The sequence below is a fragment of the Aeromicrobium sp. MLTX1 genome (genome assembly GCF_046452335.1).
In the GTDB taxonomy this organism is placed as follows: domain Bacteria; phylum Actinomycetota; class Actinomycetes; order Propionibacteriales; family Nocardioidaceae; genus Aeromicrobium.
Window position 1 is genome coordinate 1673720 of record NZ_JBKFDN010000001.1, and the last position, 24881, is coordinate 1698600.

Genomic DNA, 24881 nt, shown 5'->3' on the forward strand with positions numbered 1-24881 from the left:
TGTGGCGCAGGCGTGCGAGGTCGGATCAAGCGCGAGCTAGGCCGTGACGACCGGAGTCGATGCCAACGATTCGTCGGCGTGGTCGGGAGTCACGCGACCTCGTCGGGCAGAGCCCTCCGCTTGATGCCGATCAGCGTCTCCACGATGGACTCGACGTCGTCGTCAGGGAAGAAGAAGTCAGGTCCGGTGGGGGCGTGGTCCGTGTAGGGCGACTCGAAGAGCCGCTTGGGTTCCATGACGCCGTTGCGCGTGAGCTCTTCGACGATGAGGTTGACGAAGCGCACCTGGGCGGCCGTGAAGCTGGTTCCGTCGAGGTACTTCTCGAATGCCTCCGTCGCAGCCGATCTGTCGAGTCCCACGAGACCGCGCACGAAGATCCCCAGACCTTCGGCTTGCTCAATGGCCCAGACGATGTCGGCTCGGTGCGCGCCGGCGGCGACGAGCAGCTGTTCGAGCTCGGTGAGGTCATCGGGGGTGAGCTGCTTGTTGCGCCGCAGCCGCTGAAGAACGAGGTTGTCCAGATGCTCGCGCAGGTAGGCCTCGGCCTTCGCCCTGAAGCGCTCGAAGTTGGTGCCGGGAGTGCCGCCGGCGAGGGTGACCTCGACGCCGTCGCTGAGAACGTCCCCGAAGTCGGTGTAGACCGGGTTGCGTGAGGTCTTCTCGATGAACCGCACCAGACTCCTGATCCGAAGCCGCGCGACTTCCAGCATTGGGAGGGTGACGTCGACCCACCACTCGTCACCGGCGACGGACTCCAGCAGCACGGCTTGCTCGGCCACCGAAGGGATGGCCATCTTGCCGAGGAGCGCTGAGGCGATGTTCTGGATGGTCTCGCGCAAGCGCTCGGCGAGCACCGCGTCTCCGTCGAGCTGCGCGAGTTGCCTCCGCAAGACCAGCAGGTCGAAGCGCTTGGCGTCCTCGTCCTCGTCGCGGACCGACGACGGCAGACCCGCCAACGGCAGGGCAGTGGCGGCGTCGTCGGGGGTCAGCTTCTCCCAAGCGTCAGCGTCACCGAAGCGCTCGACTGCCCGGCGGTGCTTGCGGACGACGAAGTTGTCGAGGTTCATGCCCGCGACGATCTCGTGCAGAGTGGCGACGGTGGTTCGCCGCAGATCGGGCTCATCGTGATCGAGCGCTGCGACGAACCCGAGACGAGCCTCGAAGATCAGTTGGGAGAGTGACTTCTGGGTCTGGCCTACGGAGCCGGGGAGGTCCTGACTGAAGTACTCGAGGTTGCCGCAGAAGTCGAAGACGAGGAAGTCGGTCTTGTCCTTGCCCGGGCCGAACAGATCCGGGCGCAGCCGGGTTCCGCGGCCGATCATCTGCCAGAACTTCGTCTTGGAACGGACCATCTTGAAGAACACCAGGTTCACGACCTCAGGGACGTCGATGCCGGTGTCGAGCATGTCCACGCTGATCGCGATGTGTGGGGCCTTGTCCATGATGGAAAAGTCGTCGATCAGTGATTGCGCGTAGGGAGTGCCGTGGGTGATGACGCGGGCAAAGTGCCCGGCGTGCTCCGGGTAGGCCAGGTTGAATCGCTTCTCGATGAACTCCGCGTGCTTCTGCGACTTGGCGAAGATGATCGTCTTGCCGAGTCTGTCGTTGCCGGCGACCTTGTAGCCCTGCGTCATCAGGGTCTCGAGCACCTTGTCGACGGTGTCCTCGTTGAAGAGGAATCGATTCAGCTCCTCCGCCCCGACCTCGTCCGGCGGGCCGTCCTCACCCCAGTCGAGCGTGTCCCACTGATCCTTCTCCTCCTCGGTGAGGTCGGAGTACTTGATGCCCGAGCGCAGGAACTGGGTGCCGACGCTGATGCCCTTCGGCGGGACCAAGTAGCCGGCCTCGACGGCCTCTTCGAGGCTGTAGGCGTCGGTGGGCACGCCATCTTCGAGGTGGAAGAGCCGGTAGGTGTTGTGATCGACCGCGTCCTTCGGGGTCGCGGTCAGGCCGACGAGCAGGGCGTCGAAGTACTCGAAGATCGCGCCGTACTTCGCGTAGACCGAACGGTGGGCCTCGTCAATCACGATCAGGTCGAAATAGCCGGGTCCGAAACGCCGATTCCCTTCGTCGATCTCGTCGATGACGTTCATCATCGTCGGGTACGTCGACACGTAGACCCGGCCGTCGATGGCCTTCTCAGTGACGAGATTGACCGTGGTCGATCCGGGCAAGTGGGTCTTGAACGCATTGCCCGCCTGATTGACCAAGGCGGTGCGGTCGGCCAGGAAGAGAACGCGCTTGACCCAGTTCGCCCTCTGCAGCAGATCGACGAGCGCGATCGTGGTGCGGGTCTTACCCGCACCGGTCGCCATCACCAGCAAGGCTTCGCGTTGTTTTCGATCGAATGCATCGGCGACGGCCTTGATGGCCCGCACCTGGTACGGCCGGCCGGCGACGTCCGTGTTGACCTGCTGTGTTGACAGCGGCAGCGCGGTACGACGTCGCTGGATCAACAGCTCCAATTCGTCGCGGGTGTAGAAACCCTGGGTCTCGCGTGGCGGGTACCCGCCCGCGTCGTCCCAGATCCGGTGCTCGTAGCCGTTCGTGTAGAAGATGACCGGGCGTCGTCCGAACTGCGCTTCCAAGCAATCTGCATAGAGCTTGGCCTGCTGCTGACCGAGCTCGGGGGACTTCGAGGTCCGCTTGGCCTCCACCACCGCCAGGGGCAACCCGTCGGCGCCCCACAGCACGTAGTCGACGAAACCCTTGCCCTCCGCGTTCGGCATGCCGGTGACCTCGAACTCGCGGTCCCGCGGCTGGTCCAGCGCCCACCCGGCCTCGTGGAGCAGGACGTCGATGAACAGGTCGCGCGCGTCGGACTCGTCGTAGTCGCGGTCGTCGGGTCCGACGGCAGCCTTCGCCTCGGCGATCTGAGCCTTGAGGCGCTCGATCTCCGCCTCGTGCGCTGCCAGCAGGTCATCCCGCTCTGCCAGCGCCTTGGCATGGGCCTCGTCCTGCGCCGTGAACCTGGCCGCGAGTCGGCCCACTTCTTGGCGTGTGAGAGGAGCAGCCTTCGCTGCGAGGGAGGGGTCGAACTGCGCCCGGAGCGGCACCACGTCCGGTCGGGGGGAGTGGTGGTAGGACGTCCACACCACGACGTGGAACAATTCGCGCAGCACGGCCAGCGACACGTCGGGGCGGATCTGCCGGTTCTCGTGCACGGCGGTGTTGGCGATCCTGCGGATCGCCGTCAGCTTTTGGGTGATGCCCTGCGGCACCTTCGCCTTGAATCCCGCATCACCGATCTTTGCCGCCAGGTCGTTGCGGTACGGCGCGCGCAGCGCCAGCACGTCGTAGAGATAGGCGACGACCTCCTCGATGACCCGCCGGGCGTAGAAGCAGGCCGACCGAGGATCGGAGGCCAAGTAGGACTCAGCACGCGCGCAGTCGTCGTGGATCGAGGGCAACGTCTGGCGGACGAAGGCGAAGTTGGTCACGACAGGGCTCCCAGCACCACGGTGGCGAGGTAGCTGCGCAGCTCTGCGACGTCCACGGTGGCGGTACGCCAGACCCGTCGGGGTTCCAGGTCGTCGTACTGGTGCGCAGCGAAGTTGCGCATGGCCACGATCTGTCGCCACGGCTGTCCGTCAAACTCCGCGAGCACTGCGGCGGGGATCCGGTTGACGCCCTCACCGATGCGGATCAGCCCCATCTCCACCGCCCACTGACTGCGGGTGTCGGTGACGAAGTCGTCGATGTCCATGCGAGTCAGGTCCGCGATCGTGTCGCACACATGGATGATCAACTCCACCGCGTCCCGAGCTTTGCCGCTGGGGTCGCTGATGTGGGAGGCGCTCACACCGCGACTGCTTCACTCAGGACGCGGTGGGCGAGCTTCCCGCGCAGGGTGTCGGCTGCCACCACGTCGACCTCGACGCCGAGGAGGTCGGTCAGCGCCAGCCTCAGGCCGACCTCGTCGAGCAGGCTGGCCTCGTCGCTGAAGGAGACCAGCAGGTCCAGGTCGGACCCGGGCTGATCGTCGCCGCGCGCCACGGATCCAAAGACCCGGGGATCTGACGCGTGGTGCTCACGCACCAGGGTCAGAACCTCGTCGCGATGCTCTCGCAATCGGGTGGAAGGCCGCCCCTGAAGGGCCTGGGCGATGCGGTCGAGGACCTCACGGCTGGGGTGGCGTCGGCCGTTCTCGTACGCCGACAGGTTGGGCTGCGGCACCCGCGCTGCGCGCGCCAACTCCGACTGGCTCATGCCAGCCGCGAGTCGTGCTGCGCGGATGTCCATGCTCCCCACCGTAGCGAAGGGTTATCGATGGCGATATGAAAACGCGGATCTTGCCGGATCTACTCGAAGAAGTCCTCGTCTACCTCGACGATCTGGATGGTTCTCTTCACTTGGACACCGACGCCGTAGCGGATCATCAGTCGCGTCAGTCGATCGCCGTCGATGAGCACGATCCGGGTCGGAACCTGATCGGCGTACGCCGCAGCCTCCGCACTGAATCGGCTGGTGGTGATGAAGACGCCTTGGTTCGCCTGGTTGCCGGCGAGCGCACCGACGAAGGCCTGAATGGAGGGGCGGCCCACACTGTTGTCCGCCGCGTAGCGCTTCGCCTGGACGTAGATGCGGCTCAGGCCGAGCGCGTCCTGGTCGACCGTGCCGTCGATGCCGCCGTCCCTCGACAGTTGGGTCCGGGTCGCGGAGCCCTCGGCTCCGCCGTAGCCCATGGCGATCAGGAGGTCGAGGACCGCCTGCTCGAAGAAGACGGGTTCCTGCGCCATGATCCGAGTCAGGAGGTGGTCAGCAATGTCGGCATTGATGCGCTCGAGTCCCGATGCGATCTGCTCTTCGGGATCGAGTGACGACTCCTCGAGCGGCGCGGTGGGCACGCTCGCGGGGGTCGACGGGAAGGCCTTCCACGTGTGAGGGGCGTTCGGATCGCCGGACAGAGCCCGGAGGTGCTTCTCCGTGATGCCTTCGGGATGGTCAGCCAGAAGCTGCCGTCCGACCCCGGTGATCTGGTAGCGCCCACGACTCGGCCGCTCGGTCGCGCCCACGCGAGACAGGTAGGACAGCGCCCAGTTCCCTCGGTTGCGATACTGCTCCTGCCCGGACGGAATCAGGATCGCGCGCTGCTCCGGGGTGACTCCCAGTAGATCAGCTGCGGCTTCGACGATGTCGCGGCTGCGGTGAACCTCTCCGTCCGACAGCACGCGCAACGATGGCGCCATGTACTGGTCCCAGGTGGGGACGGTCATCACAACTCCCCTCTGAAGGCGCGGGACTGGAGCGAAGCGAAGAGTTCGTTTTCGCGTGTTGCAGCGAGGTCGACGTCGCGACGACTTGCCGAAACCCGATCGACCCGACTCGCGAACATCCGCTGAGCCTCCATTGGAGGCACGGGGATGGGCATCGCCTTGATGATGCCCATGTTCAAGCCGTCCATGATGGACCCCTTCGTCTGGCGACGAAGGTGCGCCAGCGCCTCGGGGTGCCAGAGGAACGCTGCCCTAAGGAACGCCGAGTCGATCCGTGAAGTGTCCGGTGTGATTGCGCAGATGTGCTTGGTGTTGATGGCTGCGGGAATGTCCGCTGGCACCACTACGCAGCGGCCCGTCGTGCCCATGATGCTGATGAGCACGTCTCTGGGCTTCACCGTGTACCGCTTCAACTGCTCGTACTTGGCTGGCGTGATGAACCGACGCTCGCCCCAGCGGAATTCGTTACCCACGACGTTGTCCAGGCCCAGGACTGCGATGCCGTCGTCTACGAACTCGCTGTGCAGCAACTGGCTTCCGAATGGACCGGTTCGGATGAGCGTGGCCTCTGCCTTCACCGTGGACGTCGCAGGGACGCCGCCGAACATGTCGTTGAAGATTGACTGGGTGAGCGAGTCGAGATGGGCGAGGGCTTGGCGGCGCTTCGCGCGGAGGGCGTCGGCGTGGTCGAGGATCGCGGCGATGCGGCGCTGCTCGGCGAGGGGTGGGAGGGCGAGTTCCAAAGCTGCCACGTCATCGCGGGTAACGCCCTTGATCGTTGCGCCCCGGAGATGCTTCAGCAGCCTCGCTTTGCTAGATCTTAGGAAGTGCACCAAGTAGCGACGGTCGAGCCGGCTAGACGGCGTTATGGCCGTGATGTCCTGGTTGATCGCCATGGGCTCGGACAGCAGTCCGACCTTGCCGACCGAGGTCCGTGTCAGCAGTAGGACAGTGCCTGCGGGGAGCACGCTGGTCGAGGACCCCTTGACGGCGGCATCTGAGATGAACGACCGTGGTGAGATTGTGCCGTCTTCCGCGATGTCTGCGCCGGTGATCCAAGGCGTAGACCCGTCCCAGAACTCTGGTTTGGAGCGCGAAGGAGTCCCGCCGTTCGTGAAATCGACGACCTGGCCGAGAGCGACGCGGTTCACCTGAGCATCCCCTTCAGCTCAGCGAGGCCCTTGGCGATCTCGTCCTCAAGTGTCTCGATGTCGGCGATGATGTCGAGCGGGTCGCGGTGCTCGATCTCGTCGTGGGCGATCTCCTTGTAGCGGTTAAGGGACAGGTCGTAGCCCTGGATGACGATATCGGCCTTGGGGACGAGAAACGACTGATCGGTGCGAGCCCGCTCGCCCTCGGTCGCACGATCCTGCCAGCGCGTGAGCACGTCGGGGAGGTCGTTCGCCTCGACCGGGTTGCGCTTGTCGTCAAGGCTGAAGCCGTCGGCGCGGACGTCGTAGAACCAGACGTCGTCGGTGCCGCCGGAGTCGGTCTTGGTGAAGAACAGGATCGCGGTCGAGACCCCGGCGTAGGGCCGGAAGACACCGGACGGCAGCTTCACGACCGCGTCGAGCTTCTGGTCCTCGACGAGCATCTGGCGCAGCGTCTTGTGGGCCTTGGACGATCCGAAAAGCACTCCGTCGGGGACGATGACCGCGGCCCTGCCGCCAGGCTTAAGGAGCTTGAGGAACAGCGCGAGGAAGAGCAACTCTGTCTTCTTCGTCTTCACGACCCGTTGCAGGTCCTTCGACGTGGACTCATAGTCCAGCGACCCAGCGAACGGGGGATTCGCGAGGATGAGCGTGTACTTCTCGGCATCCTCGCTGGCTCCTTCGGAGAGCGAGTCGCGGTAACGAATGTCGGGAGACTCGATGCCATGCAGCAACATGTTCATGCTGCCGATGCGCAGCATGGTCGAGTCGAAGTCGTAGCCGTGAAACATCGAGCGGTGGAAGTGCTGGCGCTGCTTGCTGTCGAGCAGGGACTCCGCGTGGGTGTCGCGGACGTACTCACTGGCCGCGACCAGGAAGCCCGCGGTGCCGCAGGCCGGGTCGCAGATCTCGTCGCCCGGCTTGGGTGCGGTCATCTGCACCATCAGGTCGATGATGTGGCGCGGGGTCCGGAACTGGCCGTTGACTCCGGCAGCGGCGATCTTTGACAGCAGGTACTCGTACAGGTCGCCGTTGGTGTCCCGGTCGGCCATCGGAATGTCGTCGAGCATGTCAACGACCCGCGAGAGCAGTGCCGGGGTGGGGATGGTGAAGCGAGCGTCTTTCATATGCGCGCTGTACGTCGAGTCGTCCCCACCGATCTGTGTGCCGAGCTCGCGCAGGAACGGGAAAACCTCGTCGGCGATCGTCTGGTGCATCACCTCGGGGGAGGCATTCTTGAACTGGCTCCACCGGAGGTTGGTCTGGCCAGGCAGGAAGACCGGGTCCTCAACCGGGCCGCCAGTCACGCGAGCCTTCTTCTCGGCCAGAGTCTGGAGGTCATCGAGGCGGCGGATGAAGAGCAAGTAGGTAATCTGCTCGATCACTTCCAACGGGTTGCTGATGCCACCGGACCAGAAGGCGTCCCAAACGCGGTCAATCTTGGACTTCAACTCACCGGTGATCACTGACGACACCTTAGTGATGGGTGAGGCCGCTGTTGACGGCATGCCATGATCCCCTGCTCGGTTCGGGCATCTTCTTTGCAACGGAGAAGGATCGAACGCGGAGGGCTGTCGTCAAGTGATCTCGATACACCGCTCGCTGCGCTCGCGAGTTACTCGATCGGCGGATGGTGCGATCGGCAGTCGGTGGCCGGCGCAGGTAGCGTGACGAGGTGGCCAACCGACTCGCTCAGTCCCAGTCGCCGTACCTGCGCCAGCACGCGGAGAACCCCGTGGACTGGTGGGAGTGGGGCGCGGAGGCGCTCGCGGAGGCGGAGCGGCGCGACCTGCCGATCCTGCTGAGCGTCGGGTACGCGGCGTGCCACTGGTGTCACGTCATGGCGCACGAGTCGTTCGAGGATCCCGCGACGGCGGCGTACATGAACGAGCACTTCGTCAACGTCAAGGTCGACCGCGAGGAGCGGCCCGACATCGACGCGGTCTACATGCGCGCGACGCAGGCGATGACCGGGCAGGGCGGCTGGCCGATGACGTGCGTGCTCACCCCGAGCGGCGAGCCGTTCTTCGCCGGGACCTACTTCCCGCCCGAGCCCACCGCCGGGCATCCCGCGTTCAGCCAGGTGCTGCAGGCCCTCGCCGACGCGTGGCAGAACCGGCGCGACGAGGTGCTCGACTCCGCGAGCCAGGTGCGCAGCTTCCTCGGCGAGAACGACGACTTCGGCGGCGACCCGCTCACCGCCGAGGACCTCGACGCAGCCGCCGCCGCGTTGCTGGGACAGGCCGACGAGGAGGCCGGCGGGTTCGGGGCCGCGCCCAAGTTCCCGCCATCGATGGTGCTCGAGTTCCTGCTGCGCCAGCACGCCCGCACCGGCGACGAGAAGGTCTGGACCACCCTCAGCCGCACCTTCGAGGCGATGGCCCGCGGCGGCATGTACGACCAGCTCGGCGGCGGCTTCGCGCGCTACAGCGTCGACCGCTTCTGGCGCGTGCCGCACTTCGAGAAGATGCTCTACGACAACGCCCAGCTGCTGCGCGCCTACCTCCACTGGCTGCGCGCTCTCAAGGCCCGCAGCGAGCAGGGCGCGAACACCGCCCTGGCCGAGCGCGTCTGCCACGAGACCGCTGACTTCATGCTGCGCGAGCTGCGCACCGACGAGGGCGGACTCGCCTCGGCCCTCGACGCCGACAGCGACGGCCACGAGGGCACCTACTACGTCTGGAACCCGCACCAGCTCATGAAGGCGCTCGGCACGGCCGACGCCGCGTGGGCCGTGCAGCTGCTCGGCGTCACCGGCGGCGGCACGTTCGAGCGCGGCCTCTCCACCCTCCAGCTGCAGCAGTACCCCGACGACCCCGAGCGCTGGGAGCGAGTCAAGCAGCGCCTCCTCGAGGTCCGCGCCGAGCGCACGCGCCCCGCCCGCGACGACAAGGTCGTCTCCGCCTGGAACGCCTACGCGATCACCGCGCTCGCCGAGACCGGCATTGCCCTCGAGCGGCCCGAGCTCGTCGACGCCGCCACCCAGGCCGCCTCGCTGCTCTGGGACCTGCACGTCGAGCCCGGCTTCGTCCGCACCTCCCTCGGCGGGGTGCGGTCCGAGCATGCAGCAGTGCTGGAGGACCACGGGGCCACCATCGAGGCCTTCGTCGCGGTCCTCGGCGCCACCGGCGACGACCGCTGGCTCGACCGCGCGCGCCACGTCGCCGACCGCGCGGTCACCCACTTCCGCGCCGAGGACGGCGGCTGGTTCGACACCGCCGACGACACCGAGGCACTCCTCGTCCGACCGCGCGACGCCGCCGACAACGCCCACCCGTCCGGCGCCTCGGCGCTCGCGCACGGCCTGCTCGCGCTGGCCGCGGTCACCGGCGACCACGACGTCAGGGCTGCCGCGGTGGCCTCCGTCGAGTCGGCCGCGGCACTGGCCACGGGCGCCCCGCGCTTCGCGGGCTGGACCCTCGCGGCCGCGGAGGCGCTGCTCGACGGACCCGCCGAGGTCGCCGTGGTGGGCGAGGTCGGGGGACCGATGCACCGCGCCGCGCTCGCGCTCCTCTCGCCGGGCGCCGTCGTCGCAGCCACCGAGACGGGATCGTCGGTCCCGCTGTTCGAGGGCCGCGAGGCGATCGACGGCAAGCCGACGGCCTACGTGTGCCGCGACTTCGTGTGCGCGCTCCCGGTCACCGACCCGGAGGCGCTGGTCCGTCGGTAGGACGTGCTGCCGCGCCCCGTCAACTTTTGTGACGCGTTTCGCCCACTGGCGACCGTCTGCGCCGCGAAGCGTCACAAAAGTGAGCGAGGGCGTCACAAAAGTCGACTCGGACGCGTGGGAGTCGACAGTCGGGTGCCGAAGGCTGGCGAGGCCCGGGAGCGGGTGCCGCGACCTCAGGAGCTGTAGACGAGGAAGCTGACGCCGATGTAGTGCACGATGAACGCCGCGATCGTGAAGACGTGGAAGACCTCGTGGTATCCGAACCAATGAGGGCTCGGGTTCGGCCACTGGAACGCATAGACCAGCGCGCCGAGGGTGTACAGCGCGCCGCCCACGCAGAGCATCACGAACACGACGGTGGACGCCGCCGCGTAGAAGTCCGGGAGGTAGAGGAGCGCGGCCCACCCCAACGCCAGGTACAGCGGCACGTAGACCCAGCGCGGCGCCGTCATCCAGAAGACCTTGAACAGCACGCCGAGCAGCGCACCTCCCCACACCAGCGTGAGCAGCGTGAGCATGTCCCTCTTGTCCAGCAGCAGCAGGGAGAAGGGGGTGTACGACCCGGCGATCATCACGAAGATGTTCGAGTGGTCGAGCCGGCGCAGCACTCGCTTGGCCCGCTCGCGCCACGGCACCGTGTGGTACACGGCGCTGACCCCGAAGAGCAGCAGGGCACTGACCATGAAGACCGCGGCGCCGGCACGCGCCACCTGGCTGTCGGCCAGCACCAGCATCACGAGGAACGAGATCAGCGCGAGGGGAGCGGTGGCGGCGTGCAGCCAGCCCCGGAGCTTGGGCTTGATCTCGTCGACGGTCTCGCGCAGACGGTCGCCGACGTCCTCGGCAAGGGTCTCGTGCTTGGGGGCCGCCATGCTCTCGATTCTAGTGGGGCGCCGGTCAGGGGCGAATCGGACGACCACGTGACGGTCGTCCCACGCGGGCGGCGCGTACGCTGGCGGCATGCCGGTCAGTGACCTCATCTACGGGGCGTACGAGCGACGCCTCGCCAAGGGGCTCGATCCCGCGCAGCTGCCGCGCCACGTGGGCGCGATCGTCGACGGCAACCGCCGCTGGGCCAAGGGCGCGGGCGCCGGCGTCGACCTGGGCTACCAGGCCGGTGCCGACAAGATCACCGAGTTCCTCGGCTGGTGCGACGAGCTCGGCGTCGAGATCGTCACCCTGTGGCTGCTGTCGACGGACAACCTGCGCCGCCCCGCCGACGAGCTGTCGGCCCTGCTGGTCGTCATCGAGCGGCTCGTGGAGGACCTCGCGTCGCTCGGCTACCGGCTGCGCCTCATCGGCAACCTCGACATGCTCCCCGCCGAGTCCGCCGCGCGGATGAAGCGGGCCGCCGACCTGACCGTCGACCACGAGGGCGCGCTCTCGGTCAACGTGTGCGTCGGCTACGGCGGCCGCCAGGAGCTCACCGACGCGATGCGCTCGCTGCTGCTGGAGCAGGCCGCCGCCGGCCGCACCCTCGAGGACGTCGCCTCCACGCTCGAGGTCGACCACATCGCCGAGCACCTGTACACGAAGGGCCAGCCCGACCCCGACCTCGTCATCCGCACGTCGGGCGAGCAGCGGCTGAGCGGCTTCCTGCTGTGGCAGAGCGTCCACTCCGAGTTCTACTTCTGCGACGCGATGTGGCCCGCGTTCCGCCGCGTCGACTTCCTGCGCGCGATGCGGTCGTACGCCGCGCGCGAGCGCCGCTTCGGCGGCTGAGCGCAGTTCCGATCGTTCACGCGATCGTCATGAAGACACGCCGCTGACGTTTCCCGGATCCGGCCACTCACGGTCGTACTTTCGGGGTGTGCCCATGCTCGAACCCGAGCCCTTCCCCCGGAAGGCTCAGGCCCCCACCCACTAGTGAGGGCTGGGCGCCGGGCGCGCGCGTGGCTCTCGAGGAGATTGCCGTGGCTGCTTCGAAGAGCGTGACTCCGCCCCGCCCCGATCACCGGACCTACGTCCTCGACACGAGCGTCCTGCTGGCCGACCCGGCCGCCATGCAGCGCTTCGGCGAGCACGAGGTCGTGATCCCGGTCGTCGTCATCACGGAGCTGGAGGCCAAGCGCCACCATCCCGAGCTCGGGTACTTCGCCCGCAACGCCCTGCGTTTCCTCGACGACCTGCGGGTCCAGCACGGCACGATCGACGTCCCGATGCCGGTCGGCGACGAGGGCGGCACCCTGCGGGTCGAGCTCAACCACACGGACGCCACGTCGCTGCCGTCGGGCTTCCGCCTCGGCGACAACGACACCCGGATCCTGTCGGTCGCGCGCAACCTCGCCAACGAGGGCCACGACGTCGTGCTGGTCTCGAAGGACCTGCCGATGCGCGTGAAGGCCTCGGCCGTCGGCCTCACCGCCGAGGAGTACCGTGCCGAGTGGGCGCTGGAGACCGGCTGGACCGGCATGACCGAGATCGAGGTCGACTCGGTCGACCTCGACGAGCTCTACGAGGACGGCACGATCGACCTCGAGGCCGCCCGCGAGCTGCCGTGCCACACCGGCCTGGTGCTGCTGTCGGACAAGGGGAGCGCGCTGGGCCGCGTCACGCCGGACAAGCAGGTGCGGCTGGTCCGCGGCGACCGCGACGCGTTCGGCATCCACGGCCGTTCGGCCGAGCAGCGGGTCGCGCTCGACCTCCTGCTCGATCCCGACGTCGGCATCGTCTCGCTCGGTGGTCGCGCCGGCACCGGCAAGTCGGCGCTCGCCATCTGCGCCGGCCTCGAGGCCGTCATGGAGCGCCGCCAGCACCAGAAGGTGATCGTGTTCCGGCCGCTGTACGCCGTGGGCGGCCAGGAGCTCGGCTACCTGCCCGGCAGCTCCGACGAGAAGATGGGGCCGTGGGCGCAGGCCGTGTTCGACACGCTCGGCGCCGTCGCCTCACCGCACGTCGTGGAGGAGATCGTCGACCGCCAGATGCTCGAGGTGCTGCCGCTCACGCACATCCGTGGCCGCTCGCTGCACGACGCGTTCGTCATCGTCGACGAGGCGCAGTCGCTGGAGCGCAACGTCCTGCTGACCGTGCTGTCGCGCATCGGCGCAAACTCCAAGGTGGTGCTGACGCACGACGTCGCGCAGCGCGACAACCTGCGCGTGGGTCGCTACGACGGCATCGTCGCGGTGGTCGAGAAGCTCAAGGGCCACCCGTTGTTCTCCCACGTCACGCTCACGCGGTCCGAGCGCTCGCCCGTGGCGGCGCTGGTGACCGAGATGCTGGAGGACGTGACGCTCTGAGCGCATGATCTCGATACACCGCTCGCTCCGCTCGCGTGCTACTCGATCACCGGCTTCGGCGATCGAGTAGCACGGCGAGGAACGAGCCGGCGTATCGAGATCAGTTGACGGCGCGGGCCGCGAGGGCGCGGCGCAGGTCGTCGCGGCCCTCGAGCACGTAGCGTCGCGCGGCGGCGGGGGCCGAGGTGGACTCGAGCCACGCGTCGACCTTGGCCAGCGCGTCGGCCGACGGGTTCGCCAGCGGGAACAGGTGGATCAGCGCGTTCTGGCCGATCCACACGCCCATCTGGTCGATGACCGTGTCGGCCATCTCGAGGTAGCGGTCCACGTAGGGCGCGAGCAGCTCGGCCTGGCCGGGCACCTGGAAGCCCTCCGCGATCTGGCGCCGGGTCTCGTTGGGGGTGGACGCGTCCTCGACGACCTTGCGCCAGGCCTCGGCCTTGGCCTCGGGCACGGGACGACGCGCCCGCGCGCCGGCCGCGTTCTCGCGACCCTGGTTGGTGTCGTCGCGCGCCAGCTCGGCGTCGATCTCGGCCTCGTCCACGTCGCCCAGACGGGCGAGTCCGCGGATCAGGGTCCAGCGCAGGTCGGCGTCGACCTCCAGGCCCTTGACCGAGCCGCCCAGCACGTCGCGCACGCGGTCGGGGGTGGTGGCCGCGGCCGACAGCGCGCGGGCGAACGCGAGCTGGTGGTCGCTGCCGGGCTCGGCCGCGGCGAGCAGCTCGGCCACGCCCTGCTCCCAGCGGCGCGCCAGCTCGACGCGCTGCTCGTCGGACGTGAACAGGCTGATCGCCGACTGCGCCTGACGCAGCAGCGACGACACGGCCGTGAGGTCGGACTCGGTGCCGACGCCCGCCAGCACGAGGTCGACGAACGAGGCCGACGGCAGCTCGGCGTCGCGGGTCATGTCCCACGCCGAGCCCCAGCACAGCGCCCGCGGGAGCGAGTCAGCGAACGTGGCGATGCCCGCCAGCAGGGTCTCGAACGAGCCCTCGTCGAGACGGATCTTCGCGTAGGTGAGGTCGTCGTCGTTGAGCAGGATCAGGTCCGGACGACGCTGGTCGATGAGCTCGGTGATCGAGGTGCTCTCGCCACGGACGTCGGTCTCGATGCGCTCGGTGCGCACGAGGCGGCCGTCCTCGCCGCGGTCGTACAGGCCGATCGCGATGCGGTGGCGGCGCAGCGTGGGGTACTCCTCGGTGGCGGTCTGCACCACGTCGAAGCGCGTGAACCGGCCGTCGGCGTCCACGTCGAAGTCGGCGCGCAGCGTGTTGACGCCCGAGGTCTGCAGCCACTCGGCGGCCCAGCTGTCGAGCTCGCGGCCCGAGGCCTCGGACAGCTCGGCCAGCAGATCGGTCAGCTCGGTGTTCCCGTAGGCGTACTTCGTGAAGTAGGCCCGCAGTCCGGCGAAGAAGTCGTCCTCGCCGACCCACGCCACCAGCTGCTTGAGCGCCGAGGCGCCCTTCGCGTAGGTGATGCCGTCGAAGTTCGCCTCGACCGCGTGCAGGTCGTAGTTGTCCGCGGCGATCGGGTGCGTGGTGGGCAGCTGGTCCTGGCGGTAGGCCCAGTTCTTGCGGCTGTTGGTGAAGCCGGTCCACGCCTCGGTGAAGCGGGTGGCCTTGACCGAGGAGTGGTGCGCCGCGAACTCGGCGAACGACTCGTTGAGCCACAGGTCGTCCCACCACTTCATGGTCACGAGGTCGCCGAACCACATGTGGGCCATCTCGTGCAGGATCGTGTTCGCGCGCTGCTCGTAGGCCGAGACCGTCTGGCGGCTGCGGAAGATCATCTCGTCGCGGAAGGTCACGCAGCCCGCGTTCTCCATCGCGCCCATGTTGTACTCCGGCACGAAGAGCTGGTCGTACTTGCCGAAGGGGTAGCCCATCTGGAACGCGCCCTCGAAGAACTCGAAGCCCTGCTTCGTGATGAGCAGGATGTCGTCGGCGTCGAGGTACGGCACGAGCGACTGGCGGCAGAACACGCCGAGCGGGATCTGGCCGTACTCGCCGGCGTAGGTGTCGCGCACCTCGTGGTAGTCGCCGGCGACGAGCGCGGTGATGTAGGTGCTCATCGTCTTCGTGGGCTCGAAGTGCCACACGGCGCTGCCCCCGTCGAGCACGACCGGCTCGGGCGTGGGGGAGTTGGAGACGACCTTCCAGTGCGCCGGCGCGGTGACGTGGAACGTGAACTGCGCCTTGAGGTCGGGCTGCTCGAACGTGGCGAACACGCGGCGGGCGTCCGGCACCTCGAACTGCGTGTAGAGGTACACCTTGTCGTCGGTGGGGTCGACGAAGCGGTGCAGGCCCTCGCCGGAGTGCGAGTACAGGCACGTGCCCGTGACGACGAGCTCGTTCTGCGCCTCGAGCCCGTCGATCGCGATGCGGCTGTCGACGTAGGTCGACAGGCCGAGCTCGCGTCCGTTGAGCGTGATCGAGGTCAGCTCGCCGTCGACGAGGTCGACGAACGTGGAGGAACCGGGCTGGGCGGCGAAGGTCAGGGTGGTGACCGAGCCGAAGCGCTCGCCGTCCAGGGTGAGGTCGAGCTGCACGTCGTACTGGGGGTCGGAGACGACGGTCGCGCGCTGGCGGGCTTCTTCGCGGGTGAGGTCGGTACCGGGCATGGTGCCCACTCTTGCACTGGGCACCCCCACTGTCACAGTCAGGCCGCGGCACGATCTGGGTCACACGGCGCGCTTTCGTCGCGGCATGGTCCGACGAGTCGTGCAGGATGGGGGAATGCACATCCCGTTCGCCGCCTCCGAGCGCTCGACGATCGGCATCGAGTGGGAGCTGGCGCTGGTCGACCAGGACTCCGGCGACCTGCGCCAGGTGGCCCAGACGGTCCTCGACGCCGTCGCGCCCGCGTACGGCGAGGAGCACCCGCACATCAAGCAGGAGCTGCTCCTCAACACGGTCGAGGTCGTCACCGGGGTGTGCCACACCGTCCGCGAGGCCGCCGACGACCTCAGCCGCAACATCGGGCGCCTGCGCGAGGTCACCGACCCGCTGCGCGTCGAGCTGATGTGCGCCGGCACGCACCCCTTCGCCCGCTGGACCCAGCAGAAGGTCACCGACAAGGAGCGCTACGCCACCCTCATCGACCGCACGCAGTGGTGGGGCCGCCAGATGCTGATCTACGGCGTCCACGTGCACGTCGGCATCGAGGACCGCGACAAGGTGCTGCCGATCAGCCGCGCGATGCTCACGCACTACGGGCACTTCCTGGCGCTCAGCGCCTCCAGTCCGTTCTGGGGCGGCCAGGACACCGGCTACGCCTCGAACCGCGCACTCATGTTCCAGCAGCTGCCCACCGCGGGCCTGCCGTTCCAGTTCGACCACTGGCACGAGCTCGAGCAGTACGTCGACGACATGATGCACACCGGCGTGATCGACCACTTCGACGAGATCCGCTGGGACATCCGGCCGTCGCCGAAGTTCGGCACCCTCGAGATGCGCATCTGCGACGGCATCCCCACGATGTCCGAGCTCGCCAGCATCGCCGCCCTGACGCACTGCCTCGTCGAGTTCCACTCGCGCGAGCTCGACGCCGGCCGCGAGCTGCCGTCGATCCCGTCGTGGTTCGTGCAGGAGAACAAGTGGCGCGCCGCGCGGTACGGCATGGACGCGATCCTCATCCTCGACCGCGACGCCCGCGAGGAGCTCGTCACCGACGACCTCGAGCGCCTGCTGGTGCAGCTCGAGCCCGTCGCGGCCGACCTCGACTGCACCGAGGAGCTGCAGGGGATCCGCGACATCATGCGCGCCGGCGGCGCCTCCTACCAGCGCCAGCGTGCCGTGGCCGCCCAGAACCGCGGCGAGCTCGATGCCGTGGTCGCCTCGCTCGTGGAGGAAATGCGCGAGGGTCATCCGGTGTTGGACCGGACATGACCACCACCGAGACCGTCGACCTCTGGTTCGACCCGCTCTGCCCTTGGGCCTGGATGACCTCCCGCTGGATGCTCGAGGTCGAGAAGGTCCGCCCCGTCCGCACCTCCTTCCACGTCATGAGCCTGTCCGTGCTCAACGAGGACAAGGACGTGCCGCAGGAGTACAAGGACATGATCGAGCGCGGGTGGGGCCCGGTGCGCCTGGCGATCGCCGCCGAGCAGCAGCACGGCAACGAGGTGCTGCGCGACCTCTACACGGCGCTCGGCACCCGCCGTCACAACGATGGTCGTGAGTTCGACCGCGCGATGTACGAGGAGGCGCTGGCCGAGGCCGGACTGCCCGTCGAGCTCGCCGACGCCGCCGACGACAGCTCGCTCGACGACGCCGTGCGCGCCTCGCACAACGACGGCATCGACCGCGTCGGCCAGGAGGTGGGCACGCCCGTCATCGCGATCGGCGACACCGCCTTCTTCGGCCCGGTCGTCTCGCCGGCGCCCAAGGGTGAGCAGGCCGGCACCGTGTTCGACGGCGCCCGCGCCCTCGCGTCCTACGACGGCTTCTTCGAGCTCAAGCGCACGCGCACGCGGGAGCCGATCTTCGACTGAGGCCCTCGCGCATGTGAGGAGCGTGATCTCGATACCACCGTCTCGCTCCGCTCGCCGGTCACTCGATCGCCGGGCCGTCCTCCGGTGATCGAGTGGCAGCGAGCGAAGCGAGACGCCGTATCGAGATCACGTCACGCTGCGCAGGCCTGCGGGACCCAGGCGCTAGGTTGGGTGCGATGTCGACATTGCTGGAGCGGGTGCGCCGACGCCGCGACCGCTGGCTCGACGACGTACGCCACCGCTTCCGCACCGACGTCCCCACGCGGGACCGCTGGTTCGCCGGCTCCACGGCCGTGATCGTCTTGACCGCCGTGGTCGCCGTCCTGGTCCGCGTTGCGCTCGACGGATCGCCCCTCGCAGGCATGGTCGGTGCGGTGCTCGGCGCCCTGCTGGTGCGCGCCGCGATGCTGCGCCCGGCCGCGCCGCCGCACGTCCACGGGCTGCCCGGGGTGCCGGAGCCCGAGACCTGCCCGGCCCCGGAGCCGCCCGACCGCGGCCCCTTCGTGATCGCCGTCCGCTGGCTCGGCGCGGTGCTGGCCCTCGCCGTCGCGTTCGCGCCGACCGCGGTGGTCCTCCTGCTGCTCGTGCTGCTGGCCGCAGCCGCGGCGCCGGTGCTCGCCGACAAGCTCGTCCTGTGGCGGGCCCGCCGCACCCTCCGCCGAGCCCTCGCGGACTTCGAGCCGCGCTTCGCCCTCGGCTACGGCGGCTACGGCGGCGGCCCCATCCACGTCGGGATGTGGGAGTCGCACCTGCTCGCCTCGGGCGACCGCGGCGTCATCGTCGGCCTGCGCAGCCACTACTGCGCCGAACTGCGGGCGGCGATCCAGCCGCGGATGCCGTGGATCTCGGCCGGCTCGGACGTCCTCGGCGACATGCGGGTCCTCACGGTGCCGAGCCTCACGACCTTCTTCTACGTGCACAACGCGCCCGGCCACCTCAAGCTCATCGGCATCCGGTCGGTGCGCCACGTGTGGCTCGGGCACGGCGACTCCGACAAGTCCGGCAGCCACCACTCGCGCCACCAGCGCTTCGACGTGCTGGTCGCGTCGGGCGAGGCCGCCGTCGATCGCTACGCCCGCCACGGCGTCGAGATCCCGCGCGAGCGCTTCGTGCTGCTGGGCCGGCCGCAGTCGGGCGACGTCCTGCCCGCGACGACGCCGGTCACCGAGGTCGCGCGCCCGACGGTGCTCTACGCGCCCACGTGGATCGGCAACGGCAGCATGACCGACTTCTCCTCGATGAAGGTGGCCGACCGGATCCTGCGCGCCCTCCTCGACGCCGGCGCCGACGTCGTGTTCCGGCCGCACCCCGTGTTCCTGCGCGACCCGTACTGGTCGAAGCGACTCGTCGAGCTCGACGCGATCCTCGAGGCCGACCACGACGACCCCGCCACGCCGGGGCGCCACGTCTGGGGTGAGCAGGCGGTCCGCGAGTGGTCGATCGCCGAGTGCATGAACAGCGTCGACGCGCTCGTCTCCGACGTGTCCAGCGTCGTCTCGGACTGGCTCGCCTCGGCCAAGCCGTACCTGATGGTCAGCATGGTCCACGACCTCGACGAGTTCGTCGACGCCGTCCCCGTGGCCGCCGGCGCCTACGTGGTCGACCGCGACCTCACGGACCTGCCCGCGGTGCTCGACGAGATGCTGCACCGCGACCCGCTGGCGGAGCGCCGGCGCGAGCTGAAGGTTCACGTGCTGGGCGAGTTCGAGGGCGACGAGTCCGCCCGGGCCTTCGCCGCGTGGGTGCACGAGATGGCCCACACGCCGATGGTCCGCGGCTGACCCCACCTGCGAGAATGGCCGCATGCGCGTCCACCTCGGTGCCGATCACGCCGGCTACGAACTCAAGAACCACCTCGTCTCCTGGCTGAAGGAGCACGGGTACGAGCCCGTCGACCACGGCGCCCACGCCTACGACGAGCTCGACGACTACCCGCCGTTCTGCATCGACGCCGCCCAGGGCGTCGTCGACGACCCGGGCTCGCTCGGCATCGTCATCGGTGGCTCGGGCAACGGCGAGCAGATCGCCGCGAACAAGGTCCCCGGCATCCGCTGCGCGCTGACCTGGAGCGTCGAGACCGCCCAGCTCGCCCGTCAGCACAACAACGCCCAGGTCATGGGCATCGGCGCGCGCATGCACACGGTCGAGCAGGCCGAGCAGATCGTCGAGGCCTTCCTCACCACCGAGTGGAGCCAGGCCGACCGCCACCAGCGCCGGATCGACCTGCTCGCGGAGTACGAGGAGAAGGGCAGCCTGTGAGCAGCGGGCACGGGCGGGTCGAGCCCCGTGCCTGAGGGGCACACCCTCCACCGGCTTGCGCTCGACCTGACCGGCACGTTCGGCGGCAAGAGCGTGCGCTCGTCCAGCCCGCAGGGCCGGTTCGAGGCGGCGGCCGGGCTCGACGGGCGTGAGCTCGTCGAGGCCACAGCCCACGGCAAGCATCTCTTCGTGGCGTTCGCGGGCACCGAGCAGCAGGTGCACGTCCACCTCGGCCTCTACGGGTCGTTCGCGTTCGTCGAGGACCCCGAGCCGCCCGTCGTCGGCCAGATCCGCTGGCGGCTCGCCTCCGACCGCGTCACGGCCGACCTGCGCGGGCCCACGGCCTGCGAGCTACTCGCGCCGGGCGAGGTCGAGGCCGTGCTGGCCCGCCTCGGCGAGGACCCGCTCGACCCGGACGCCGACGTCGAGCGCGCCGCTGCGCTGGTGGCCCGGTCACGAGCGCCGATCGCCACGCTGCTGATGGACCAGCGCGTCATCGCCGGCGTCGGCAATGTCTACCGCGCCGAGGTCCTGTTCCGGCACCGCCTCGACCCGAAGACGCCCGGTCGCGACCTGCGGCCCAGCACGTTCCTCACGATCTGGTCCGACCTCGTCGACCTGATGGGGGAGGGCGTGCGCACGGGCCGCATCGACACGGTGCGTCCCGAGCACGAGCCCGAGGCCATGGGACGGCCCCCGCGCGAGGACGACCACGGCGGCGAGGTCTACGTCTACCGGCGCGACGGCCGGCCCTGTCACGTCTGCGGAACCAAGGTCCGGACCGAGGTTCTGGCCGCCAGAAACCTGTTCTGGTGTCCGCGTTGTCAGCGGCGCCGATAAGGTCGGTCCGTGAGCACCGTGCGAGGCCTCAGACGCGACCCGGTCGGTCGCTATCTGTCCTCGAACGCCCGCGAATGGCGCTCGGGCTCCAAGGACGGCCAGATGGCGGTCCTGGCGGCACTGCTGCTGGTCACCGTCGTCATGTTCATCGTGAGCCTGACCTGGTACGCGATCATCCCCGTCACGATGTTCATCCTGCCGATCATCGTCGGCGGCATGCTGTTGCAGTGGTGGCCCCAGGCGTCGCTGACGTTCATCGTGCTGTTCGCCGCCACCGTCTCGTCGCTCGTCTACACGCTCGACAGCGGGTGGAACGCCGCACGTCCCGCGTCGCTGCTGGCCATCTACATCGGCGCCGGCATCCTGCTCTACAGCGCCTCGCGCACCCGCTCGGGTCTGCCGGCGGCGCTCGGCGAGGCGATGCTGATGGAGCTGCGCGACCGCCTGCAGGCGCAGGGCACCGTGCCGAAGCTGCCCGAGGGGTGGGTCAGCGAGTCGGCGATGGAGTCGGCCGGCTCGGCCAAGTTCGCCGGTGACTTCCTCGTCGCCAACCTGTCCAAGGACGAGAAGTACCTCGAGATGGTGCTGGTCGACGTGTGCGGCAAGGGCGTCTCGGCCGGCACCCAGTCGCTGCAGCTGGCCGGTGCGCTCGGCGGTCTGATCGGCTCGCTGCCGCCCATCGGCCTGTTCGCCGCAGGCAACGACTACCTGCTGCGCCAGTCGTGGGACGAGGGGTTCGCCACCGCCGTCCACGTGCTCGTCAACCTCGAGACCGGCGGCTACGAGCTCCTCAACGCGGGCCACCCGCCGGCGATGCAGTGGAAGCCCGACCAGCAGGAGTGGACCGTCACCGGCGCCCGCGGCCTGGCGCTCGGCATCATCGACCGGCCCGAGTTCCGCGGGTCCACCGGCGTCCTCCAGCCGGGGGAGGCGCTGATGTTCTACACCGACGGCGTCGTCGAGACCCGCACGCTCGACCTCGCGGTGGGCATCGAGTGGCTCCGCGGCGCGGCGAGGATCGCGATCAGCCAGGGAATGGACGGCGCCCCCGCCCGCATCCTCGGCCAGACCGAGCCCGGCGAGGACGACCGCGCCGTGCTGATCCTGCATCGGCTGCCCGACTGATCCGCGCGTCGCGCCGGTCGTAGGGTGCTGGCATGGACGACACCCCGCGCGCGCCGCTGTCCTCGTGGGCGCTGCTGGTCACGTGCGTGGCCGTGCTGCTGATGGGCGTGTTCATCCTGACCAGCACGAGCGACCCCGAGAAGGGCTGGGTGTTCGTGGTGTTCGGCGGCGCCTGGATCGTGTTCCTGGCGGTGCGGGCCGTCGTGGCCCTCGTGCGGCGGCCGCGGGACTGATCCCGCGGCGGCGGTGGAGCGGACGACGAGATTCGAACTCGCAACATCCTGCTTGGAAGGCAGGGACTCTAGCCATTGAGTTACGTCCGCGCGGCGCCGGAGCGCCACGTCCATGATGCCACAGACCTCGGCGGCGTCAGGCACCCGTCGACACGATGAGGTCCGCGACCTCGCGGGTGTGGTCGGACGCGAGGTACTCCTCCTCCTGCGCGGCCCACACGTCCCACCACGGCTCGTAGGTCGCACCGTCGCGGGCGAGGGCGCGCTCGCGACGCTGGTCCTCGGGTGCGTCGAGCCAGACGAGATGGCTGAGGAACGGACGCAGCACGGTGGCGCCCGCGCCGACGCCCTCGATGATGAGCTCGGGGGTGGGCCGCAGCGTGAGCCACTTGCCCGGCTCGTCCCGCTCCCAGTTCCACAGCCGCGCGCGCCCGACCTCGCCGATGGCCAGGTCCGCGAGCAGCGCACGCACCATCGCGGGCGTGCGAGCGAGGCCGTGCCAGCCGGGATAGAGCCGCTCGAGATGGAGGATCGGCGCGCCGGTGAGGTCGGCCACGTCGAGGGCCAGCGCCGTCTTGCCCGAGCCGCTGCGTCCGTCGATCGCGATGACGCGGGTGACGCCGCACACCGGGGCTCGCCCACGGGCCCGCTCGACCAGGAGCTCGGGAAGGCTGGAACGGCTCACCGAGTCGACGCTACCCGCTCGCCGGATCGTGGCCAGCCTTCGTGGAGGTTAGTTTGGCTGTATGCAACCGGTCCGAGTGCGCCTGTTCGCCGCTGCCCGCGAGGCCGCGGGACTCTCCGAGACGACCTCGGAGGCCACCACGATCGGCGAGCTGCTCGACGACCTCGCGCGGCGCTTCGCCGACCTCGGGCCGGTGCTGACGCGCTGCTCGGTGCTGCTGGAGGGCACGCGCACGACCGAGCGCTCCACGCCGATCCCTGAGGGCGGCACGGTGGACGTCCTCCCGCCCTACGCCGGGGGCTGACCGCTCCCGGGGGACGAAGGATGAGGCATGGCACCCCGCTGAGGTACCCGAATGCCTCATCGTTCGTCGAGCGCGAGCCGGTCAGCCGCCGATGGCGCTCATCGGGCGGTCGGGCTGCACGAAGGTGGGCGAGTCGATGCCGTGGCCCGCGCGCTTGGCCGCGATCGACGCGGTGACGATCCGCTCGAGGTCCTCGTCGCTGCCGCCGCCGCGCAGGACGGGCACCAGGTCGGACTCGTCGCGCGCGAAGAGGCAGTTCCGCACGTGACCGTCGGCGGTGATCCGGATGCGGTCGCAGGCCGCGCAGAACGGAGCGGTCACCGAGGCGATCACGCCGACCGTGCCCGGGCCGCCGTCGAGCGTCCAGGTGTCGGCGGGGGAGGAGCCGCGGCCCGGCACGGGGTCGAGGCGCCAGCGCGTGCGCAGCTGTTCGAGGATCTCCTCGCCGCTGAGCATCGCCGCGCGGTCCCACGTGTGGCCGGCGTCGAGCGGCATCTGCTCGATGAACCGCAGCTGAGCGCCCTTCCCGACCGCGAACTCCACGAGGTCGACGAGCTCGTCCTCGTTGACCCCGCGCATCGCGACGGCGTTGAGCTTGAGGGGCGTGAACCCGGCGGCGCGTGCGGCGTCGATGCCCGCCAGCACGTCATCGAGCCGGTCGCGCCGGGTGAGCTGGGCGAACCGCTCGCGGTCGAGCGTGTCGATCGAGATGTTGAGGCGCGAGAGCCCGGCCTCCTTCAACGGCTCCGCCAGCTCGGCGAGGCGCAGCCCGTTGGTGGTCATCGAGACCTCGGGGCCCAGGGCCGCCAGCCGGCGCACGACCTCGACGGCGTCCTTGCGCACGAGCGGCTCGCCGCCGGTGAGCCGGATCGACGTGACGCCGAGCCCGACGCACACGCGTGCGACGCGCTCGAGCTCGTCGGTGGTGAGGATGCTGTCCCGCTCGATCCACGGCACGCCCTCGGCGGGCATGCAGTAGGTGCACCGCAGCGAGCACTTGTCGGTGAGCGAGATCCGCAGGTCGCGGTGGACGCGGCCGAAGCCGTCGACGAGGGTCACAGGCCCACCCAGTCCGACCGGCCGTCGGCGTCGGTCTGGCGCTTCCAGATCGGCACCTCGGTCTTGATCAGCTCGATGAGGGCGCGCGTGGCCTCGAGGGCCTCGCGGCGGTGGGGTGCGGCGCTGGCGATCACGACGGCGACGTCGCCGACCTCGAGGGTGCCGTAGCGGTGCGAGATCGCGACGGTCACGCCCGTGTTGAGCGCGACCTGTCCCGCGAGCGCGGTCATCATGCCCTCGGCGTCGGGGTGGGCCTCGTACTCGAGGCGCACGACGGCGCCGTCGGCATCGGGGTCGTGGTCGCGGATCGTGCCGACGAAGACGTCGATCGCCCCGTGGGCGGGCCCGGCGACGGCGGCGAGGTGCTCGGCCACGTCGAGGGGCTCGTCGACCACGCGGGCGTGGACCACCCGTCCGGTCGCCGAGTCGGTCGTCATGCAGACAGCCTAGGCGGGGAGGTCGAGTGAGGCTCGCCCTCGACCCGGGCGTGGACCGTGGTCGGGATGACAGGATTCGAACCTGCGGCCCCCTGCTCCCAAAGCAGGTGCGCTACCAAGCTGCGCCACATCCCGGAGGCACCGATCAGTGTAGGCCCGCGCGCGGCAGCC

The 24881-nt window shown here is 69.3% G+C and carries 22 protein-coding genes and 2 tRNA genes; 11 read left to right on the top strand and 13 right to left on the bottom strand.

The window, feature by feature from the left end; translation table 11 throughout:
- Positions 1 to 89: 89 nt before the first annotated feature.
- The 6 genes from ACK99Q_RS08030 to ACK99Q_RS08055 are packed head-to-tail and all read right to left on the bottom strand — an operon-like array spanning position 90 to position 7833.
- Positions 90 to 3440, bottom strand: coding sequence for a DEAD/DEAH box helicase family protein (locus tag ACK99Q_RS08030; protein WP_410185621.1), 3351 nt, complete (start codon positions 3438 to 3440; stop codon positions 90 to 92).
- On the bottom strand, positions 3437 to 3802 hold the full coding sequence (locus ACK99Q_RS08035; protein ID WP_410185622.1) for a DUF86 domain-containing protein: 366 nt from the start codon (positions 3800 to 3802) through the stop codon (positions 3437 to 3439). Before ACK99Q_RS08035 ends, ACK99Q_RS08030 begins: the two co-directional genes overlap by 4 nt.
- Positions 3799 to 4242: a helix-turn-helix domain-containing protein gene (locus ACK99Q_RS08040; protein WP_410185623.1), complete on the bottom strand. Its 444-nt coding sequence runs from the start codon at positions 4240 to 4242 to the stop codon at positions 3799 to 3801. The genes ACK99Q_RS08035 and ACK99Q_RS08040 overlap by 4 nt, the downstream gene beginning before the upstream one ends.
- A gap of 59 nt (positions 4243 to 4301) precedes the next feature.
- A complete protein-coding gene (locus tag ACK99Q_RS08045; RefSeq protein WP_410185624.1) occupies positions 4302 to 5216 on the bottom strand; it encodes a restriction endonuclease in 915 nt (304 codons plus the stop codon).
- The gene (locus ACK99Q_RS08050) at positions 5216 to 6367 is read right to left on the bottom strand and encodes a restriction endonuclease subunit S (RefSeq protein ID WP_410185625.1); all 1152 of its coding nucleotides are present in this window, start codon (positions 6365 to 6367) and stop codon (positions 5216 to 5218) included. The genes ACK99Q_RS08045 and ACK99Q_RS08050 overlap by 1 nt, the downstream gene beginning before the upstream one ends.
- The gene (locus ACK99Q_RS08055; RefSeq protein WP_410185626.1) at positions 6364 to 7833 is read right to left on the bottom strand and encodes an N-6 DNA methylase; all 1470 of its coding nucleotides are present in this window, start codon (positions 7831 to 7833) and stop codon (positions 6364 to 6366) included. Before ACK99Q_RS08055 ends, ACK99Q_RS08050 begins: the two co-directional genes overlap by 4 nt.
- A 209-nt stretch (positions 7834 to 8042) precedes the next feature.
- Here ACK99Q_RS08055 and ACK99Q_RS08060 point away from each other — a divergent pair, with 209 nt between their 5' ends.
- On the top strand, positions 8043 to 10037 hold the full coding sequence (locus ACK99Q_RS08060; RefSeq protein WP_410185627.1) for a thioredoxin domain-containing protein: 1995 nt from the start codon (positions 8043 to 8045) through the stop codon (positions 10035 to 10037).
- A gap of 173 nt (positions 10038 to 10210) precedes the next feature.
- On the opposite strand, the gene trhA is transcribed toward ACK99Q_RS08060, so the two are convergent.
- Positions 10211 to 10909, bottom strand: a complete 699-nt coding sequence (gene trhA, locus ACK99Q_RS08065) for a PAQR family membrane homeostasis protein TrhA (RefSeq protein ID WP_410185628.1) — start codon at positions 10907 to 10909, stop codon at positions 10211 to 10213.
- 88 nt (positions 10910 to 10997) lie between these two features.
- On the opposite strand from trhA, the gene ACK99Q_RS08070 reads away from it, so the two are divergent.
- Together ACK99Q_RS08070 and ACK99Q_RS08075 are read left to right on the top strand one after the other, a co-directional pair.
- The gene (locus ACK99Q_RS08070; protein WP_179423204.1) at positions 10998 to 11759 is read left to right on the top strand and encodes an isoprenyl transferase; all 762 of its coding nucleotides are present in this window, start codon (positions 10998 to 11000) and stop codon (positions 11757 to 11759) included.
- A 281-nt stretch (positions 11760 to 12040) separates the two neighbouring features.
- Positions 12041 to 13276, top strand: a complete 1236-nt coding sequence (locus ACK99Q_RS08075; protein WP_410186076.1) for a PhoH family protein — start codon at positions 12041 to 12043, stop codon at positions 13274 to 13276.
- A 100-nt stretch (positions 13277 to 13376) separates the two neighbouring features.
- On the opposite strand, the gene pepN is transcribed toward ACK99Q_RS08075, so the two are convergent.
- Positions 13377 to 15896 (bottom strand): aminopeptidase N, encoded by a 2520-nt coding sequence (pepN, locus tag ACK99Q_RS08080; RefSeq protein ID WP_410185629.1) that lies wholly within the window; start codon positions 15894 to 15896, stop codon positions 13377 to 13379.
- 115 nt (positions 15897 to 16011) lie between these two features.
- On the opposite strand from pepN, the gene ACK99Q_RS08085 reads away from it, so the two are divergent.
- From ACK99Q_RS08085 to ACK99Q_RS08115, 7 genes are all read left to right on the top strand, one after another.
- Positions 16012 to 17163 carry a glutamate--cysteine ligase gene (locus tag ACK99Q_RS08085; protein WP_410185630.1) on the top strand — a complete coding sequence of 384 codons (1152 nt, stop codon included), beginning with the start codon at positions 16012 to 16014 and terminating at the stop codon, positions 17161 to 17163.
- Positions 17160 to 17768: a disulfide bond formation protein DsbA gene (locus ACK99Q_RS08090; protein WP_410185631.1), complete on the top strand. Its 609-nt coding sequence runs from the start codon at positions 17160 to 17162 to the stop codon at positions 17766 to 17768. The genes ACK99Q_RS08085 and ACK99Q_RS08090 overlap by 4 nt, the downstream gene beginning before the upstream one ends.
- Before the next feature lie 176 nt (positions 17769 to 17944).
- Positions 17945 to 19549, top strand: a complete 1605-nt coding sequence (locus tag ACK99Q_RS08095; RefSeq protein ID WP_410185632.1) for a CDP-glycerol glycerophosphotransferase family protein — start codon at positions 17945 to 17947, stop codon at positions 19547 to 19549.
- A 22-nt stretch (positions 19550 to 19571) separates the two neighbouring features.
- Positions 19572 to 20027 carry a ribose-5-phosphate isomerase gene (locus tag ACK99Q_RS08100; protein WP_410185633.1) on the top strand — a complete coding sequence of 152 codons (456 nt, stop codon included), beginning with the start codon at positions 19572 to 19574 and terminating at the stop codon, positions 20025 to 20027.
- A gap of 27 nt (positions 20028 to 20054) precedes the next feature.
- Complete coding sequence (locus ACK99Q_RS08105; protein WP_410185634.1) at positions 20055 to 20867, top strand: Fpg/Nei family DNA glycosylase; 813 nt, start codon at positions 20055 to 20057, stop codon at positions 20865 to 20867.
- A 9-nt stretch (positions 20868 to 20876) separates the two neighbouring features.
- Complete coding sequence (locus tag ACK99Q_RS08110) at positions 20877 to 21992, top strand: PP2C family protein-serine/threonine phosphatase (RefSeq protein ID WP_410185635.1); 1116 nt, start codon at positions 20877 to 20879, stop codon at positions 21990 to 21992.
- A gap of 32 nt (positions 21993 to 22024) precedes the next feature.
- The gene (locus tag ACK99Q_RS08115) at positions 22025 to 22225 is read left to right on the top strand and encodes a hypothetical protein (protein ID WP_410185636.1); all 201 of its coding nucleotides are present in this window, start codon (positions 22025 to 22027) and stop codon (positions 22223 to 22225) included.
- A gap of 14 nt (positions 22226 to 22239) precedes the next feature.
- Here the strand turns inward: ACK99Q_RS08115 and ACK99Q_RS08120 are convergent.
- A tRNA-Gly gene (locus ACK99Q_RS08120) sits at positions 22240 to 22315 on the bottom strand.
- Positions 22316 to 22361: 46 nt separating this feature from the next.
- Positions 22362 to 22910 carry a 4-amino-4-deoxy-L-arabinose transferase gene (locus tag ACK99Q_RS08125; protein ID WP_410185637.1) on the bottom strand — a complete coding sequence of 183 codons (549 nt, stop codon included), beginning with the start codon at positions 22908 to 22910 and terminating at the stop codon, positions 22362 to 22364.
- Between the two features lie 61 nt (positions 22911 to 22971).
- Between ACK99Q_RS08125 and ACK99Q_RS08130 the strand changes: the two genes are divergently transcribed.
- Complete coding sequence (locus ACK99Q_RS08130; protein ID WP_410185638.1) at positions 22972 to 23214, top strand: MoaD/ThiS family protein; 243 nt, start codon at positions 22972 to 22974, stop codon at positions 23212 to 23214.
- An 81-nt stretch (positions 23215 to 23295) separates the two neighbouring features.
- Here ACK99Q_RS08130 and moaA read toward each other — a convergent pair whose 3' ends face one another.
- From moaA to ACK99Q_RS08145, 3 genes are all read right to left on the bottom strand, one after another.
- Complete coding sequence (moaA, locus tag ACK99Q_RS08135; RefSeq protein ID WP_410185639.1) at positions 23296 to 24273, bottom strand: GTP 3',8-cyclase MoaA; 978 nt, start codon at positions 24271 to 24273, stop codon at positions 23296 to 23298.
- A complete protein-coding gene (locus ACK99Q_RS08140) occupies positions 24270 to 24710 on the bottom strand; it encodes a molybdenum cofactor biosynthesis protein MoaE (protein WP_410185640.1) in 441 nt (146 codons plus the stop codon). The genes moaA and ACK99Q_RS08140 overlap by 4 nt, the downstream gene beginning before the upstream one ends.
- Positions 24711 to 24768: 58 nt before the next feature.
- Positions 24769 to 24845 (bottom strand) — tRNA-Pro (locus ACK99Q_RS08145).
- Positions 24846 to 24881 lie beyond the last annotated feature (36 nt).